This is a genomic window from Corallococcus sp. AB030 (assembly GCF_003668965.1).
GTDB lineage: Bacteria > Myxococcota > Myxococcia > Myxococcales > Myxococcaceae > Corallococcus > Corallococcus exiguus.
On sequence record NZ_RAWQ01000049.1, the window covers coordinates 1 to 16,333 of the forward strand.

Below are 16,333 nucleotides of genomic sequence, written 5' to 3' on the forward strand. Positions count from 1 at the left end.
GTCCGGGCCGTCATTGACGACGCCGTGTTCGATGCCCGCGGGGGCGAAAAGGGTGGAACCGGGGCCATGCGCCGCTTCCTCGTCGCCGATGCGGAAGCGGCAGCTTCCCTCCAGCACGAGGTACACCTTGTCGGACGTGGCATGCCGGTGGGGCTTCTGCGCCTGGCCCGGGGCCAGGCAGTAGACGTCGAGGAAGAAGCGACCCGACTGGAAGACGGAGTGCTTCTGGAGCTTCTCCAAGGAGAAGCCCTGGAAGGCCGAAAGCTGCTTCACATCCATCGTGGCATCCGCTCCTGCGCCTCTATATAGCGACGGGCATGGAACCGCTGACGCTGCATTTTGTTCACGAGCAGGTGGGTGCCCGCTTCATTTCGGTGGGCGGCCGCGAGGTCGTGGCCGGGTATGGAGACGTGGGCGCGGAGTATGGCGCGGCCCGTGACGCAGTGGCACTGCACGATGCGTCCTACCGCGAAATCCTCCGGATAACGGGGGAGGATCGCGCCTCCTTCCTCCACGGCATGGTGACCCAGGAGGTGAAGAACCTCCCGGTGGGCTCGGCCGCCTATGCCGCCCTCATCACGGTGAAGGGCGCCATGGTGGGAGATGCACGCATCCTCAAGCGGGAGGACGACCTCCTGCTGGACCTGGAGCCCGGCCTGGGCGCCAAGGTGCGGGAGTTCCTGGACAAATACCTCATCTCCGAGGACGCGGAGCTGCACGACGGCACCCCGGAATGGGGCTGGCTGAAGCTGCTCGGCCCCCGGACGGCCCAGGTGCTGGCCGCCGTCCCGGGCGGCCCCTCGGAGCTTCCGGCGCCCCTGTCCAGCCGCAAGGCGTCCATCGCTGGCCAGGAGGTGTTGCTCCTGGGGACGGCGCTGCCGGGCGGGCTGTCCGGCGTGGACGTGCTGGTGCCGCGCGCGGGGCTGGAGGCGGTGTGGGCGGCGCTGGTCCAGGCGGGAGGGGCGCACGGGCTGAAGCCTCTGGGGTTCGACGCGCTGGAGCGGGTGCGGGTGGAGGCGGGGGTGCCGCGCTACGGGCAGGACATGGTGGACACCACCATCCCGCTGGAGGCGAACCTCACCAACGCCATCTCCTACAACAAGGGTTGCTACATCGGGCAGGAGGTCATCGCCCGGGCCACCTTCCGCGGGCACATGAACCGCAAGCTGGCGGGGCTGCTGCTGGGTGAGAAGGACGTGGCGCCCGGCACGGAGCTGCGCCGCGGGGAGAAGAAGGTGGGCTGGGTCACGAGCGTGGTGACGTCCCCGGTGAAGGGTCAGCGGGTGGCGCTGGGCTACGTGCACCGTGACTCGCTGGAGCCGGGCACGGAGCTGACGTTGGGCGAAGGCGCGGGCACCGTCACGGTGGCCGCCCTGCCCTTCACGGCCTCGTAGCCTGAGACAGCGCCTGGCGCACCGCCGCGCGCACGGGCGCGGGCACCGCATCCCCTGGAATGCGCCGGCACAGGGACACCGTGCGCTTGAGCGAGTCGCACGCCTCGGTACAGCGCGGGCAGCGCGACAGATGGTCCTCCAGACGCACGCAGGTGGCCTGGTCCACCTCCTGCGCGGCGAACTCGGAGAGCTCCCGCGCCAGCTCCGGGCACGCCGGGGCCTGCTCCTCGGAGCCCTCCCCCATCAGCGTGGAGAGGTGTTCGCGCAGCTGGAGCCGCGCGCGGTGCAGCCGGCTCTTGAGCGCCCGCACCTCGATGCCCACCACCTTCGCCGCCTCCTCCGCCGGCAGGCCCTCCACGTCCCGGAGGATGAGCACCTCCCGGTGGGCTTCCGGCAGCGCGAGGATGGCCGCCTGCAACACCTCCCCCATCTGCCGCGCATGGGACACCACGTCCGGGGTGGCAGCCTCCGCGGCGACGTGGGTGGCCGCGGGAGAGTCGAGGGGCTGGAACTCCTCGGGTGCTCCGGCGCGCTTGCGGCGCAGGCGGAGGCAGTGCGTGCGGGCCACCTGATACAGCCACGTGGACAGCTCCGCGTCGCCCCGGAACGAGTGGATGCCCTGGAAGGCCGCGAGCAGCGTCTCCTGGAGCACCTCCTTCGCGTCCTCCTCCGAGCCGCACATGCGCAGGCCAAAGCGGTACACCTGCTTCTCGTGGCGGGCGAGGACCTCATCCAGCGCCTTGTCGTCGCCAGCGCGCGCGGCCTCCATCAGCTGCTCATCGGTTCGCGTCGACATCACCCGGTCGCCTCCTCCACGCTCGCGGTCCTTGAGCAAGGTACATGCCGGCGAACATGGCGGGCACGAAGACGAGCAACTGCGTCGCACCGGTGGCGAGCGAGGTGAGCGCGGGGCCAGGGCAGTAGCCGCCGAGCCCCCAGCCCACGCCGAAGAGGCCCGCGCCCACGAGGAGCCCGCGGTCCACCCCGCGGGCGGAGAACGTGGGGAACTTCGCGGCGAACAGGGGCCGCTCACGTCCGAGGATGAGGGGCCGCAGCGCCGCGTGCACGGCGATGGCGCCGCCCATCACGAACGCGAGCCGGTAATCCCAATCCCCCGCGATGTCGAGGAAGCCGAGGACGTTGGCCGGGTCCGTCATGCCGCTGATGCCCAGGCCGATGGCGAAGAGGAGGCCGCTGAGAAACGCACTGATGTTTGAACGCATGGAGGGCTTTCCCTAGAGGACGTGGCGGATCAGGAAGACGGTGAGGACGCCGGTGGCCATGAAGGTGAGCGTGGCCGCGATGGAGCGGGCCGAGCCGCGGCTGATGCCGCAGACGCCGTGCCCGCTGGTGCAGCCGTTGCCCAGCCGCGAGCCGAACCCCACCAGCAGTCCGGCCCCCACCAGCAGCAAGGCGCCGCCCGCGCTCAAGGACGTGGGGGCCGGGAAGGAGCCAGGGCGCAGCCACGCCAGCAGCAGGCCCCCGGTGAGCAGTCCGGCGAGGAAGAGCACGCGCCAGGCGACATCCCCGCGCACGGGGGCCAGCAGCGAGCCCACCACGCCGCTGATGCCGGCAACCCGGCCATTGGCCAACAGGAGCAAGGAGGCACTCAGGCCGATGAGCGCCCCACCCAGGAGGGGAGGGAGGAGGGAGGAAATCATGTCCTGTAAGAGCCAGATTCGGAGGTGGAGGATTCCGCCAGGGGAAGGCCCTGAATCCTTTTGTCCGCCCCCTGGCTCTCAAGGACAGGAGGCTTCGACATGATTTTCCGCCAGCTTTTCGACGCAGAGTCCTCGACCTACACCTATCTCCTCGGCGACGAGTCCACGCGGCAGGCCGTCCTCATCGACCCTGTCATCGAGCAGGTCGACCGGGATCTGAAACTGGTGGGCGAGCTGGGCCTCACCCTCACCCACGTCTTCGATACCCACGTGCACGCGGACCATGTCACCGCGTCCGGCGTGCTGCGCGAGCGCACGCAGGCCACGGTGGTGGGGAGCAAGGGAGGAGCCGCCTGCGCCAACGTCCAGGTGGGCCACGGAGACGAGGTGCGCGTCGGGCAGTGCGTCTTCCAGGTGCTCGCCACCCCGGGGCACACGGACGACAGCGTCAGCTACCTGCTGGGCGACCGCGTCTTCACCGGGGACGCGCTGCTCGTGCGCGGCAACGGCCGCACCGACTTCCAGAACGGGAACGCGAGCCAGCTCTACGACAGCCTCACCCGCGTCCTCTTCCGCCTGCCGGATGAAACGCTCGTCTACCCCGCGCACGACTACCACGGTCACCTGGTGACGAGCATCGGCGAGGAGAAGCGACACAACCCGCGCGTCGCGGGCAGGAGCCGGGAGGAGTTCATCGAGGTGATGAACAACCTCCACCTGCCCAAGCCCAGGAAGATCGACGTCGCCGTCCCAGCCAACCGCGCCTGTGGGCACACGGCGCCTTCTCCGCAGGGGGCCTGAAGTCCCCTGCCCTTCCCAACAGGAGCAAGCCATGACACCCCATCACCCCTATCAGGACCTCACGCCCTCGCAGCTCGACACGCTCGGCCCCGAGGTGCGGCGCATCGACGTGCGTGAGCCGGACGAGTTCACGGGCCCCTTGAGCCACCTTCCCGGAGCGGAGCTCGTCCCGCTGGGCACGCTGGAGGCGGCGGCCGCGTCGTGGCCGCGGGAACAACCGCTGCTGCTCATCTGCCGCTCGGGTGGGCGCTCCGCGAAGGCGGCGCAGGCGCTCGCCCAGCGTGGCTTCAAGCACCTCTACAACCTGGCGGGCGGGATGCTCGCCGTGCGCGAACCCCGCGCGCCCCAGGGCTAGCGGAAACGGACCCCATGCCCATCCTCGGCTTCTCGCTCGCGGCCCTCATCGGCCTGTCGCTCGGCCTGCTCGGCGGCGGCGGCTCCATCATCACCGTCCCCATCCTCGTGTACGTCCTGGGCTTCGGGGCCAAGGAGTCCATCGCCATGGGGCTGGCCGTGGTGGGCGTCACCAGCCTCTTCGGAGCGGCGGGCCACTGGCGCAAGGGCAACGTGCGGCTCCGGGCGGCCTTCGTCTTCGGGGCGGTGGCCATGGTGGGCACCTACGCGGGGGCGCGCCTGTCCGTCTTCGTCTCGGGCGCCGTGCAGTTGCTGCTCTTCGCCACGGTGATGCTCGTGGCCGCCTTCTTCATGTTCCGCAACGGCCGCAAGGAGGCCGCGCTCGCCGCGCGCCAGGAGTCCGCGCCCGTGCCCGAGCCCCGCAAGGCATCCTTCCCCGTCATGGCCCTGGCCGCGCTCGGCGTGGGTGGGCTCACGGGGCTGGTCGGGGTGGGCGGCGGTTTCCTCATCGTCCCGGCGCTGGTGCTCCTGGTGGGCCTCCCGATGAAGCAGGCGGTGGGCACGAGCCTGCTCGTCATCGCCCTCAACTCCTTCGTGGGCTTCGCCGGCTACCTCGGCCACGTCCAGGTGCCCTGGCTCTCCCTGGGCATCTTCACGGCCATCGCCGTGGCGGGCATCCTCGTCGGCACCTGGGCCACCCACTACGTCTCGCAGGCGGCCCTCAAGCGGGCCTTCTCCCTCTTCCTCGTCGTGATGGGCGCCTTCATCATGTTCAAGAACCGGGACGCGCTGGCGGGGTGGTGGTGAGACGCTGGGGATGACGCGCCCCGGCGTTCAATTCCTTTCAAAACCGGACCACCCTGTCTGCCCTTGAGGGCATGGACAGCGCAAGAATGGGCTTGCCGTACTTCACGGCAATCACCCCAGGGACCATTCCATGCGTTTGTCATTCATCGCGACAGTGCTGTCGGTGGGCTTCTTCGCGGGCTGTGGCGGAGTGGAGCAGGAGGCGCAGGAGACACAGGATGTGACGGCCATGGCCCCGCCGCCGTGTGAGCGCGCCTGCATCACCATCTACAACCACTGTATGCGGACCGCGACGACGCCCGAGCGGCAGGCTTGGTGCGCGGAGGACCAGGACCGCTGCTTCGAGGGCTGCGACCTGGGCGCGGCGCCCGTGCAGGCCCAGCAGCTGCCGCCGTGCCAGGACGCCTGCTACAGGGAGTTCCTGGTCTGCGCGCGGGCCGCGAAGACGCCGGAAGACGCACTCGAGTGCGCCACCACGCGCAACGACTGCTACCAGATCTGCGAATAGAGTCCCGTTCAGGTCGATTCCACCTCTCCGAGCAGCCACACCTCCGTCCCAAGAGGAATGTCCTGCTTGGAGAGTGTGCCGAAGCAGAGCACATGCTGAGGACGTGACCGTCCGCCGAGTGGAATCTGCGCCAGCGCGACAGCTTGCAGGACGTCGCCCTCCGGCCGCCGTAACGCCACACGGAGCTCCATCTGAGCTCGCGCTCCCAGGTCCACCTCGGGAACGACAAGGATTCCGCGCCCCTGGATGTCGAAGGTGTCCTCGACCACCAGCAGTCGTCGTGCGCCGGGGACAGGAGCGACCGGCGCCGGGCTCGTGCGGTGTTCCAACTCGTCCCAGTCCCGGGGCTGTGTTGGCGAGGTCATGGGGAGAGGATAGACGAAGCGTGGTCAGGGGCGCTCAGGGGGACGCCTTCCCCGCAGGTCGCGCAGCACCGCGCGCGGCCCTTTCGTGACCAGCGTCATCAACATCGCCAGGACGAACAGCAGCAGCAGCAAGAGGATGGGGCCCAGCACGACGCCTCCGACGAGTCCCGCCACCGCCCAGCCGATTCCCGACCCGAAGCCCCAGACCGCCCCCACCACGCCTCCGCTGGCGGCTCCCACGAGCATGATGGGTTCAATGAGGGTCATTGGGGATTCGCGTCGCAGTACACGTACTTCGTGCCGGTGGAGCAGCCCATGACGGAGCACTGCGGGTCCTTCTGGGCCGCCTGGTCCTTCTGGATGAGCGCCTGGAGGTCGTCCTTGTTCGCGCAGGACAGACACTTCACCTCCGGCTCCACTCCGCCGCAGCAGCCACAACCACACGCCACGTAGGTCGCTTTGCAGTCCAGCGGCGCCTTCGCTTGCACACCGTAGTCGGCGGACTGGCAACCCCACCCCAGCGCGCCCGCCAGAAACAGCCCCATGAACATTCGCATGGAGTGAAGATAGGCGATGCATGCCACCCTGGCAGCCCGCCTCATCTCACTCAGCCATGATAGACTTTCAATCCCTGAAAGACGGGCCAACTCCAACCGGGGCGGACAATGCGAAAGTGCATCATCGGCGGACTTCTGTCGTTGGGACTGCTGGCGGGCTGCGGCGGTGTCGAAGCGGACGCGGACGTGGGAGAGGAGATCCCACTTTCGACGCGTGAGGATGCGCTGGACCTCTGCGCGGCCACCTTCCACGTCAAATACTACAGCGATGCCACCTATACGACGCAGGTGGGCAGGGAGATCTGCCTGGTCTGCAATCGGCAGGTGGGCCGGAGCGGCATCCGGACCCAGTTCCGGGAGTGGATCACGGAGCTGCAGGTGTGCGAGCCGTACGACCCCTAGCCCACCGGAGCGGTAGCCCGGCCGCGATGCTCCGCGGCCGGGTCACTCGCGAAGCTAGACGCGCCCTTCGGCCTTCTGCGCGCGCTCGATGCTCTCGAACAGGGCGCGGAAGTTGCCGCCGCCGAAGCCCTGGTCGCCCTTGCGCTGGATGATTTCGTAGAAGAACGGGCCCGCGTCCGCCTGCTTGTAGAGGCTCGCCGCGTCCTTCATGAAGATCTGGAGCATGTAGCTGCGCTCCTTGTCACCGTCGATGAGCACCTCCAGCTCGCGCAGGACGTTGATGTCCTCGTCGATCTTCTTGATGCCCATGTTCTGGATGCGCTCCGGCAGCGCGTCGTAATACGAGCCCGGCGTGGGCATGAACTGGATGCCCGCGTTCTGCCGCATGTCCTTCACGGAGGACAGGATGTCCTTCACCGTGATGGCCAGATGCTGCACGCCGTCACCGCGGTGGTCCTCGTTGAAGATGTTGATCTGGCTGGCCTTGAAGAACGGGAACTTGGGCTCGTTGTTCGCGAACTTCACGCCGCTCTTCGGATCCCACATCACTTCCGACTTCAGGCCGCTGCCGTGGTCGCGCTTCTGCTGCGACGCCACGTCCTCGGTGTGGAACTCGATGTGCCAGAACTTCTCGAAGCCCATCACGTGCTCCATCCACAGGAGCATGGGCTTCATCGTCTGGAAGTTCGACGTGACGTGATCCAACTTGTCGAAGCCGTACTTGTTCTGGCCGCCCAGGGGCTTCGCGTGCACCTTGAAGCCCGGGTAGATGGACTTGTAGTTGTCCCGCTGCAGGAAGCGGAACGTGGTGTCGCCGAACGGCGTCGTGATGGAGAAGAACGACAGCTTGCCGCCCGCGTCGTCCGTGAAGCGCTGGATCTCCGTGATGAACGTGGCGCCGCGCTGCTCCAGCAGCTTGAACGCCTTCTCCACGTCCTCCACTTCAAAGTTCAGCGTGCCCACGCCGTCCGGGTGCTTGCGCAGGTAGCGCCACGCGCGGCCGCCCTCGCCCACGGGCTGGCTCACGACGAGGGCAATCTCACCCGCCTGGAACAGCGCGGACTTCTGCTTGCCGTGCGCGTCCAGCTCCGGCCCGGACACCGCCACCTCCGCGAAGTCCAACCCCTTCGTGTAGAACTGGCGGCTGCGCTCCAGGTCATGCACGTACCAGTGGATGCTCTCCAGGGCCTTGATGCCCAGCGATTCCTGCTTGGCCATGTCGCTGACTCCTCGTGGTGATGAAGAAGATGATTCGTGACTACGCCGGCTGAGCGTCGGGCTGCCGGTCCGGCTGCGCCGCCTGGAAGGCGGGGAGTTCGTTGCACGCCGCCTCGATGCGCAGCAGCGTGGGATAGGGCTTCAGGTCTACACCGAACCGGCGGGCCCCGTAGAGCTGCGGAACCAACAGCACGTCCGCGAACGACACTCCGTCCCCCACACAATAACGCCCCGCCGTCGCCTGCACCGCCGCCTCCAGCGCCGTCAGCCCGTGCGCGTTCCAGTGCGCCGCCCAGGCCTTCTCGTCCGCCTTCAGCTCGTTCTTGATGCGCAGCGTTACCGAGGTGTTCTGCAACGGCTGCATGCCGGCGTTCACCATCTCCGCCAGCATGCGCGCCTTCGCGCGGAGGTACGCGTCGCCAGGCAGGAGGGCGGGCGAGGGCACGCGCTCCTCCAGGTATTCCAGGATGGCCATGGACTCGGACAGCTTGCGCGCCTGCCCGTCCGCTTCCGTCCACTCCAGCGTGGGCACGCGGGCCATGGGGTTCACCGCGCGGTAGTCCGCTGAGAACTGCTGGCCGCCGTCCTTGAGCAGGTGCACCGCCAGGTACTCGAAGGGGAGCCCCTTCCAGTTCAGCGCGATGCGCGCGCGCCAGGACGCGGAGGAGCGCCAGTAGCCGTGCAGCTTCAGGTTCTTCATGGCGCCTTCACCACCGTCTGGGAGATGCGGCCGAAGAGGCTGTGCCCCTCGCCATCCAGCATCTCGATTTCGATGGTGTCCCCGGGCTTCATGAAGGACGTCTTCGGCTTCCCCTCGTCGATGGTCTCAATCATCCGGCGCTCGGCGAGGCACGAGATGCCGCGAGCGCGGTCCTCGTTGGACACCGTGCCGCTGCCCAGGATGGTGCCCGCGGTGAAGGCGCGCGTGCGCGTCAGGTGCTGGATGAGGTCGCGGAAGGAGAAGTGCATCTCCGGGCCCGCGTCCGCGTCGCCCACGAGCTGGCCGTTGAGCGTGCTGCGCATGCGCAGGTGCACGCGGCCGTCCATCCACGCTGTTCCCAGCTCGTCCGGCGTCAGCGCGAAGGGGCCGAACGCGGTGGCGGGCTTGCTCTGGAAGAAGCCGAAGCCCTTGGCCAGCTCCTCCGGGATGAGGTTCCGCAGGGACACGTCGTTGGCGATCATCACCAGCTTGATGTGCTTGTCCGCGTCCTCGGCCTTCGTGCCCATGGGCGTGTCGCCCAGCACGACGCAGACCTCGCTCTCGAAGTCCAGGCCCCACGCCTCGTCGCGCAGCGGGATGTCCTGCGTGGGCGCGAGGAAGTCGCCGGAGCCGCCCTGGTACACCAGCGGATCCGTGCGCAGCGTGGCCGGCGGCTCCGCGTTGCGCGCCTTGCGCACCAGCATCACGTGGTTGATGTACGCGCTGCCGTCCACCCATTCGTAGGCGCGCGGCAGGGGCGCGTGGAGCGCCTTCACGTCCAGCGGGCGGCTCTGCACCGCACCGGCTTCCAGCTGCTGCGCCAGCGCGCGCAGCTGTGGCTCCTTCGCGTCCCAGTCATCCAGGGCCGCTTGAAGCGTGAGGGCCACGTTGGTGGCCAGCGCGTAGGCGGAGTTGTCCCGCTTGACGACGACGAGCCGCCCGTCGCGAGTTCCGTCCTTGAGCGTCGCGAGCTTCAATTTCGCGCTCCTCGGCGGCCTGTGGGGAGGAAGGGGGAGGCCGCCTGACCCGACGGGCTTTTCCGCCGGGCAACCAGGCGAGTCAAGCACGCCCGTTGAACGCGGCGCGGCATCCTTCCTCCCACCAGCAACGTTGCTGGCCGCTCGCATTCGCGTGGCTGTCGGCTGAAGGACGATGCGCGGGCCTCCACACGCCAGGGCGTCGTGGAAACCCACGTGTTCGCCTGTCGGGCCGCCTGCTCCACGAACGGACAGGGGGCACCAGGGGACAGGGGCGGGAAGCGGGAGCGTGCCGACTGTTCAAATCCCGAGCAACTCGCGCACGGCGCGGGCCGCTCCCCCCTGGCAGGGACCCGGGCGGAAACCCAGCTTGTGGAAGAGGGACATCCGGCCGACCACGCCGCCGGGGCGGCGCGGTTTGGGGGCTCGCGAGGGCATTGAATGGCGCAAGGCTTCCAACAGGCCGGCGACACCCCCAGGGAGCCACACCCGGGCCAGCGGCTGGGCAACCGCTACGAGCTGCGCCAGCGGGTGAAGGCGGGCCGGGGCATCTCCACCTGGCAGGGGTTGGACCTGCTCACGCACGAGCGCGTGCTCGTGAAGGTCACCGCCCTGTCCGCCTTCGTCCCCACGTCCCGCCACCGGCTGGAGCACGAGGCGGAGGTGCTGTCGCGGCTGCACAGCCCCGCGCTGGTGCCCGTACGGCACCTGGGCACCTCCGACGAGCTGCTCTACCTGGTCACCGCGTGGGTGGATGGCGAGACGTTGGCGGAGCGCCTGCGGCGCGGCCCGCTGTCCCTGCCGGAAGCCATCGTCCTGGGCCAGCGCCTGCTCAATGCGCTCGCGGCGGCGCACCGCGAGGGCGTCCTCCACCGCGACTTGAAGCCCTCCAACATCCTGGTGCGCGACTTCCCGTTGTCCGCCGCGTGGCTCACCGACTTCGGCCTGTCTCGCAGCGAGCGGTTGGATCCGTCCCTGCGCGACCTGCCCGTGGGCACCGCGCGCTACATGTCCCCGGAGCAGGCGGGGCTCATCAACCGGCCGGTGGAGGCGCCGTCGGACCTGTACGCGGTGGGCCTGGTGCTCTTCGAGGCGCTGTCCGGCCGCCCTGCCCTGGAGGGCGCGACAGTGGGTGAGGTGCTGCGCCTGCACCTCACCGCGCACCCGCGCCTGAGGCCCGTGGGCGTGGAGGTGCCGCTGGCGATGGAGGAGCTCATCGCGCGGCTGAGCCAGACGGATCCGCGCGACCGCTACCAGTCCGCGGACGCCGCGCTCGCGGACCTGAACGCGCTGGAGGCCGCGCTGTCCCGGGGTGAGGCGGAGCCCGCGCTCGTCACCGGCGCGCACGACCACCGCCAGAGCCTCACCGAGCCGTCCTTCGTGGGCCGCCGCGAGGAGCTGTTGACGCTGGAGCGCGAGCTCGAGCACGCGCGCGAGGACGGCTCGCGCGCCGTGGTGGTGGAGGGCGAGTCCGGCGGCGGCAAGAGCCGGCTGCTGGAGGAGTTCTCCGCCCGGGCCGCGGGCCAGCGCGCGTGGGTGCTGCATGGGCAGGCGCAGGACCAGGCCGCGCAGCGCCCCTTCCAGCTCTTCGCGGGCGTGGCGGAGGGCATCGCCGCCGCCGTGCGCGAGGAGCCCGCGCTGGGCGCGCTCCTGAGGGAGAGGCTCGCGGGCCAGGAGGCCGGCCTGTGCACGGTGCTGCCCCCGCTCACGGAGGTGCTCCTCCCGGACTCGCGGACGCCGAGGTCCCAGGGGCTGGGGCCGGAGTCCCTGAGCGAGAGCCGCAGCGTGTGGTGCCTCACCTCGCTGTTGAGCGCGCTGGGCACGCCGGACGCGCCCGCGGTGGTGGTGCTGGAGGATTGCCAGTGGGCGGACACGCTCACCCTGCGCGCGCTGGAGGCGTGGTCGCAGGGCCGCCGCGCCGGGGACGGACGGCTGCTGCTCATCGTGTCCTTCCGCAGCGAGGACATCCACGCGGACCACGTGCTGAGGCGCCTGGCACCGGGCGCGCACCTGAAGCTGTCCGCCTTTGGCGCGGCGGAGGTGGCGCTGCTGGCGGAGTCCATGGCCGGCGTGCTGCCGCAGGAGGCCGTGGAGCTGGTGACGCGGCTGGCGGAGGGCAATCCGTTCATGGCCTCCGCGGTGCTGCACGGGCTGGTGGAGGACGGCGTCCTCATGCCCGGCCCGGACGGTTGGCGGGTGCAGCCGGAGGCGATGGCGCACGCGCGCTCGTCGCGACAGGCGGCCACCTTCCTGGTGCGGCGCCTGCGCCTCCTGCCGCCGGAGTCCCTGCACGTGCTCAGCGTGGGCGCCGTGCTGGGCAAGTCCTTCGACGCGAGGGCGGTGGCGGCCCTCTCCGGCACGCCGCTGGACGCCGTCACCACCGCGCTGGAGCCCCCGCGCCGCCGTCACATGCTGTGGACGGAGGGCACGCGCTTCACCTTCGTGCACGACAAGCTGCGCGAGGTGCTGTTGGACCTGCTCTCCCCGGAGGAGCGCCGGGAGCTGCACCGGCTGGCCGCGAGGGCCTCCCAGCAGTCCGTGCCCACCGACCCGTTCGAGCTGGCCTACCACTTCGACGCGGCGGGTGAGCGCGCGCAGGCCCTGCCCTACGCGCTGGTGGCCGCGGAGCAGGCGCGCCAGCGCTTCTCATTGGACAGCGCGGAGGTGAACTACCGCATCGCCGAGCGCGGCGCTTCAGGCGCGGACGCGCACACCCGCTACCGCATCGCGTCCGGGCTGGGCACCGCGCTGATGATGCGCGGCCGCTATGACGAAGCGCAGCGGCAGCTGGAGGCCGCGCAGGCCCTGGCGCGCGACCGGCTGGAGCAGGGCCGCACGCTGGGCCACCTGGGCGAGCTCGCCTTCAAGCGCGGCCAGACGGTGCAGGCCAACGCCTACCTGGAGCAGGGCCTGAAGCTGCTGGGCCGCTGGGTGCCGCCCGGCACGCTGACCACCGGCGCCAGCGCGGCGTGGGAAATCCTCACGCAGGCCGCGCACACCGTGGCGCCGCGCCTGTGGCTGGGCCGCAAGTCCCTGGCGCGGGGCGAGGAGGACCTGCTCGCGGTCAACCTCTACAGCCGGCTCGCGTACGGCTACTGGTACCAGCGGGGCCGCGCCGCGGTGCTGTGGGCACACCTGCGAGACATGAACCTGGCGGAGCGCTACCCGCCCACGCCGGAGCTGGCGCAGGCCTACTCCGCGCACTCGCCCGCGCTCACCACCCTGCCCTGGTTCCAGCGCGCGTACGCCTACGCGGAGAAGTCACTGGCCCTGCGTCAGCAATTGGGCGACGTGTGGGGCCAGGGCCAGTCGCTGCACTTCTATGGCCTGGCCCTCTACGCCTCGTCGCGCTTCAAGGAGTGCATCGAGAAGTGCCGCGAGGCGGTGCGCCTGCTGGAGCGCACCGGCGACCCGTGGGAGGTGAACAACGCCACCTTTCAAATCGCCATGTCGCTCTACCGCCTGGGCCGCCTGAAGGAGGCCGCGGTGGTGAGCCAGAAGCTGCACGCGGCGGCGCTCGCGCTGGGGGACCGGTATTCGCTGCGCCTGGGCCTGGAGGCGTGGGCCAAGTCCACCGGGGGCCGCATCCCCGCGGCGCTGCTGGAGACGGAGCTGGCGGCGCCCACCGCCACCGACCCGCAGTCCTTCGCGGGCGTGCTCCAGGCGGAAGGCCTGCGCCTGTTGCGTGAGAACGAACCCGCGCGCGCCGCGGAGGTGCTGGAGCGCGCCGAGCGCGTGGTGGAGGACGCGCACCTGCGTCAGGAGTACGTGGCCCCCATCACCCCGTGGCTCGCCACCGCGCGCCGTCGCCTGGCGCAGCAAGCCAGCCCGCTCAATCCCAGGCAGCGCGAACGGCTCCTGAAAGAGGCGGATGGCGTGGCGAAGCGCGCCCATGACGTCGCGCGCACCTACCGCAACAACCTGCCCCATGCGCTGCGCGAGCGCGGACTGATGTGCGCGCTGCGAGGCCGGCCCGCGCGGGCCCGCAGGTACCTGGACGAAGCCCTGCGCGTGGCCGAACAGCTGGAGATGCGCCAGGAGCGCGCGCTGACGCTCCAGGCCCGCGGCGAGGTGGCCCGGGTGCAGGGCTGGCCCGGTGCCGCGCGCGACCTGGAGACGTCGGCGCGCGAATTGGAGGCCATGGAGGACGGCCTGCACAAGGGGACGGAGCACGGCACCGGCGTGGAGACGCTGTCGCTGGTGGACCGCTTCCCTCGCGTGCTGGAGGTGGGGCGCAGGCTCGCCTCCGCCCTGTCGCGCGAGGCCGTCTTTGAAACCGCGCGCCAGTCCATGCAGGAGCTGCTGCGCGCGGAGCGCTGCGCCGTGGTGGATCCGCGCGCGGTGGTGTCCGAGGAGGACGCGAAGAACCAGGGCCTCAGCCGCACCGCGCTCGCACGCGCGCTGGAGACCGGCCGCATCACCGTGCTGGGCCAGGGACTGCCCGGCGGCATCAGCGAGAGCATGGAGCTGCTCGGGGTGCGCTCGCTCTTGTGCGCGCCCCTCCAGGTCCGAGGCAAGACGGTGGCGTGCGTGGTGGCCAGCCACCGCAAGGTGGGCTCGCTCTTCGGCGAGGACGAGGAGCGCCTGGCGTCCTTCGTGGCGGTGCTCGCGGGCGCGGCGCTGGAGAACGCGGAGAACTTCGAGCGCGTCGCCGCCCTCTCCGAGGAGCAGGGCCGCCTGTACCGCGAGGAGCAGGAGGCCGTGCGCCGGCGAGACGACTTCCTGTCCATCGCCGCGCACGAGTTGAAGACGCCGCTCACGTCGCTGCAGCTGCACATCCAGGGGCTCCAGGCGAAGGCCAAGGGCGCGCCCATGCCTCCGGAGAAGCTGACCGCGAAGCTGGAGTCCGCCTTCTCGCAGACACAGCGGCTGGGGAAGCTGGTCAACGACCTGTTGGACATCTCCCGCATCGCGCAGGGCCAGCTGCACATCAAGCGCGAGGACGTGGACCTGGTGGCGCTGGTGCGCGCCCAGCTGGAGCGCAGCCGCGAGGCCCTGGTCCGCGCCGAGTGCGAGGTGCGCTTCCACGCCAGCGAGCCACGCCTCATCGGCCACTGGGACGCGCTCCGGCTGGAGCAGGTGGTGGGCAACCTCTTGACCAACGCCATGAAGTACGGCGCGGGCAAGCCGGTGGAGGTGACGCTGGACGGCGACGCGACGGACGTGCGCCTGGAGGTGCGCGACCACGGCATCGGCATCGCGGAGGAGGACCGGGCGCGCATCTTCGAGCGCTTCGAGCGCGCGGTGTCCGTGCGCCACTACGGCGGCTTCGGCCTGGGCCTCTGGATTGTCCGCGAAATCGTCCAGGCGCTGGGCGGCAACATCGACGTCGCCGGCGCCCCGGAGCAGGGCTCCACCTTCACCGTCACCCTGCCCCGCTCCGGCTCACCGATGCACTGACTAGCGGCGCGTCACTTCCAGGTAGATGACGTTGTCCTGCGAGTCGCGGAACAGCCGCACGTTGTCCACCTGCTCCAGCGGCGTCTCCGACAAGAGGTCGCGCATGCCGTCCTCGTCCCGGTAGGTGAGCCACCAGTCCATGAAGGCCTCCATGTAGCCCGTCTCCGGCGGGTGCACCGCGAAGTTGGCCACCAGCAGGCGTCCGCCCGGGCGCAGCATCTGGAAGAGCAGCGCGGTCAGGCGCGCGGCCACGGAGTCCGACAGGTAGTCGTACAGCCCGGCGGAGTACGCGAAGTCCAGGTCCGCGAACGCCACCTTGCCCGCGAGCAGCGAGCGGACCGAGCCGCACACCGGCCGCACGATGCCGCCCGGGTGCAGGCGCGAAATCTCCGCCAGGCTCACCGGGTCCTGGTCGAACGCGATGAGCTCCTGGAGCCGGCGCTCCGCCACCGCGCGCGACGCCTCCGCCTCCCGCAGGTGCCCGCACGCCACCGACAGCACGCGCCCGTCGGGCCGTCGCCCGGCAGTCTCGTCCATCATCCGAGCGAGCAGCTCCCGGCGCTCGCGCACGCTCCGCGCGGACGGCTGCCCGTGCATGTAGCGGTAGATTTCGCGGCCCGCGTGCAGCTCGTCCGCCGCGTGGTCCATGTAGAGGTAGTCGATGAGGGCCGCGTCACCCGCGTAGCCACGTGGCCGTTCGAAGGCGTGCCGGGTGAAGGGGCACTGGTGCAGGAAGGGGCGCATGGGGTGCTTGCGCGCCAGCTCCTGGCAGAAGCGCTTCCACACCTCCGGGCTCCACTGCCGCCGCCGGTGGATGAGCCCCCCGTGAAGGGCGGTCATCCCGGCATGCAGCGTCTCGTCCGGCCCCTGCATCATCCGGGAGTGCAGGCTGTCCAGCCACTCTCGCGCCTCCGTGAACACTTCCTCTGGTAAAGGCGCCTCTTCCCGGGGGGGATTCACCAGGACGAGGTGGTTGGCTTCAGGCGCGACTGGGAGAGCCGCGCCGTGGACCGACAGGATGGGCTGGCGCATGGGCATCATACTGACAACCTGGGAGTGGGGGTCATTCACTTCCCGAGCCCGCGCCTTTCGCCAGGCCCGCCTCCAGTCAGCCGGCCGGGGCTCCCCTGCACCACCCGGCCCACACCGGCCGCACGTGGCGTGACGCACCGGGTCCGTGTGGCCCTCC

Annotated in this window: 18 protein-coding genes; 7 read left to right on the plus strand and 11 right to left on the minus strand. The window is 70.2% G+C overall.

What is annotated here, in order from left to right:
- A partial coding sequence (locus tag D7Y15_RS14395; protein WP_148712765.1) for a cupin domain-containing protein occupies nt 1-279 on the minus strand: 279 nt, incomplete at its 3' end.
- A gap of 38 nt (nt 280-317) precedes the next feature.
- Here D7Y15_RS14395 and D7Y15_RS14400 point away from each other — a divergent pair.
- Nucleotides 318-1,394, plus strand: a complete 1,077-nt coding sequence (locus tag D7Y15_RS14400) for a folate-binding protein YgfZ (RefSeq protein WP_121752946.1) — start codon at nt 318-320, stop codon at nt 1,392-1,394.
- On the opposite strand, the gene D7Y15_RS14405 is transcribed toward D7Y15_RS14400, so the two are convergent.
- The 3 genes from D7Y15_RS14405 to D7Y15_RS14415 are packed head-to-tail and all read right to left on the minus strand — an operon-like array spanning nt 1,381 to nt 3,055.
- Entirely contained in the window at nt 1,381-2,190 is an 810-nt protein-coding gene (locus D7Y15_RS14405) for a sigma-70 family RNA polymerase sigma factor (RefSeq protein WP_121752947.1), read from the minus strand. The genes D7Y15_RS14400 and D7Y15_RS14405 overlap by 14 nt on opposite strands.
- Nucleotides 2,171-2,617: a DUF6691 family protein gene (locus D7Y15_RS14410; protein ID WP_120581478.1), complete on the minus strand. Its 447-nt coding sequence runs from the start codon at nt 2,615-2,617 to the stop codon at nt 2,171-2,173. The genes D7Y15_RS14405 and D7Y15_RS14410 overlap by 20 nt, the downstream gene beginning before the upstream one ends.
- 12 nt (nt 2,618-2,629) lie before the next feature.
- On the minus strand, nt 2,630-3,055 hold the full coding sequence (locus D7Y15_RS14415) for a YeeE/YedE family protein (RefSeq protein WP_120581479.1): 426 nt from the start codon (nt 3,053-3,055) through the stop codon (nt 2,630-2,632).
- 99 nt (nt 3,056-3,154) lie between these two features.
- On the opposite strand from D7Y15_RS14415, the gene D7Y15_RS14420 reads away from it, so the two are divergent.
- The 4 genes from D7Y15_RS14420 (at nt 3,155) to D7Y15_RS14435 (ending at nt 5,525) form a co-directional block, all read left to right on the plus strand.
- The gene (locus tag D7Y15_RS14420; RefSeq protein WP_120581480.1) at nt 3,155-3,856 is read left to right on the plus strand and encodes an MBL fold metallo-hydrolase; all 702 of its coding nucleotides are present in this window, start codon (nt 3,155-3,157) and stop codon (nt 3,854-3,856) included.
- 31 nt (nt 3,857-3,887) lie between these two features.
- Nucleotides 3,888-4,211 (plus strand): rhodanese-like domain-containing protein, encoded by a 324-nt coding sequence (locus D7Y15_RS14425; protein ID WP_120581481.1) that lies wholly within the window; start codon nt 3,888-3,890, stop codon nt 4,209-4,211.
- A 14-nt stretch (nt 4,212-4,225) separates the two neighbouring features.
- Nucleotides 4,226-5,017, plus strand: coding sequence for a sulfite exporter TauE/SafE family protein (locus D7Y15_RS14430; protein WP_121752948.1), 792 nt, complete (start codon nt 4,226-4,228; stop codon nt 5,015-5,017).
- A 130-nt stretch (nt 5,018-5,147) separates the two neighbouring features.
- Nucleotides 5,148-5,525 carry a hypothetical protein gene (locus D7Y15_RS14435; protein WP_148712766.1) on the plus strand — a complete coding sequence of 126 codons (378 nt, stop codon included), beginning with the start codon at nt 5,148-5,150 and terminating at the stop codon, nt 5,523-5,525.
- Between the two features lie 8 nt (nt 5,526-5,533).
- Here D7Y15_RS14435 and D7Y15_RS14440 read toward each other — a convergent pair whose 3' ends face one another.
- The 3 genes from D7Y15_RS14440 to D7Y15_RS14450 all read right to left on the minus strand — a co-directional run bounded on the left by D7Y15_RS14440 (nt 5,534) and on the right by D7Y15_RS14450 (nt 6,435).
- Nucleotides 5,534-5,794 carry a hypothetical protein gene (locus D7Y15_RS14440; protein WP_120574584.1) on the minus strand — a complete coding sequence of 87 codons (261 nt, stop codon included), beginning with the start codon at nt 5,792-5,794 and terminating at the stop codon, nt 5,534-5,536.
- Nucleotides 5,795-5,914: 120 nt separating this feature from the next.
- The gene (locus D7Y15_RS14445; RefSeq protein ID WP_120574583.1) at nt 5,915-6,157 is read right to left on the minus strand and encodes a hypothetical protein; all 243 of its coding nucleotides are present in this window, start codon (nt 6,155-6,157) and stop codon (nt 5,915-5,917) included.
- Nucleotides 6,154-6,435: a hypothetical protein gene (locus D7Y15_RS14450; protein WP_148712767.1), complete on the minus strand. Its 282-nt coding sequence runs from the start codon at nt 6,433-6,435 to the stop codon at nt 6,154-6,156. The genes D7Y15_RS14445 and D7Y15_RS14450 overlap by 4 nt, the downstream gene beginning before the upstream one ends.
- Nucleotides 6,436-6,555: 120 nt before the next feature.
- Here D7Y15_RS14450 and D7Y15_RS14455 point away from each other — a divergent pair, with 120 nt between their 5' ends.
- The gene (locus D7Y15_RS14455; RefSeq protein WP_120574581.1) at nt 6,556-6,849 is read left to right on the plus strand and encodes a hypothetical protein; all 294 of its coding nucleotides are present in this window, start codon (nt 6,556-6,558) and stop codon (nt 6,847-6,849) included.
- 54 nt (nt 6,850-6,903) lie between these two features.
- Here D7Y15_RS14455 and hppD read toward each other — a convergent pair whose 3' ends face one another.
- Genes hppD through D7Y15_RS14470 form a run of 3 tightly spaced genes read right to left on the minus strand, consistent with a single transcriptional unit; the run spans nt 6,904 to nt 9,744 of the window.
- Nucleotides 6,904-8,067 carry a 4-hydroxyphenylpyruvate dioxygenase gene (gene hppD / locus D7Y15_RS14460; RefSeq protein WP_120574580.1) on the minus strand — a complete coding sequence of 388 codons (1,164 nt, stop codon included), beginning with the start codon at nt 8,065-8,067 and terminating at the stop codon, nt 6,904-6,906.
- A gap of 40 nt (nt 8,068-8,107) precedes the next feature.
- Complete coding sequence (maiA, locus tag D7Y15_RS14465) at nt 8,108-8,767, minus strand: maleylacetoacetate isomerase (RefSeq protein WP_121752951.1); 660 nt, start codon at nt 8,765-8,767, stop codon at nt 8,108-8,110.
- Complete coding sequence (locus tag D7Y15_RS14470) at nt 8,764-9,744, minus strand: fumarylacetoacetate hydrolase family protein (protein WP_121752952.1); 981 nt, start codon at nt 9,742-9,744, stop codon at nt 8,764-8,766. Before D7Y15_RS14470 ends, maiA begins: the two co-directional genes overlap by 4 nt.
- Before the next feature lie 441 nt (nt 9,745-10,185).
- Here D7Y15_RS14470 and D7Y15_RS46565 point away from each other — a divergent pair, with 441 nt between their 5' ends.
- Nucleotides 10,186-15,144 carry an ATP-binding protein gene (locus D7Y15_RS46565; protein WP_121752953.1) on the plus strand — a complete coding sequence of 1,653 codons (4,959 nt, stop codon included), beginning with the start codon at nt 10,186-10,188 and terminating at the stop codon, nt 15,142-15,144.
- Here the strand turns inward: D7Y15_RS46565 and D7Y15_RS14480 are convergent, their stop codons facing one another.
- Entirely contained in the window at nt 15,145-16,176 is a 1,032-nt protein-coding gene (locus D7Y15_RS14480) for a class I SAM-dependent methyltransferase (RefSeq protein WP_120574594.1), read from the minus strand.
- Between the last annotated feature and the right edge of the window lie 157 nt (nt 16,177-16,333).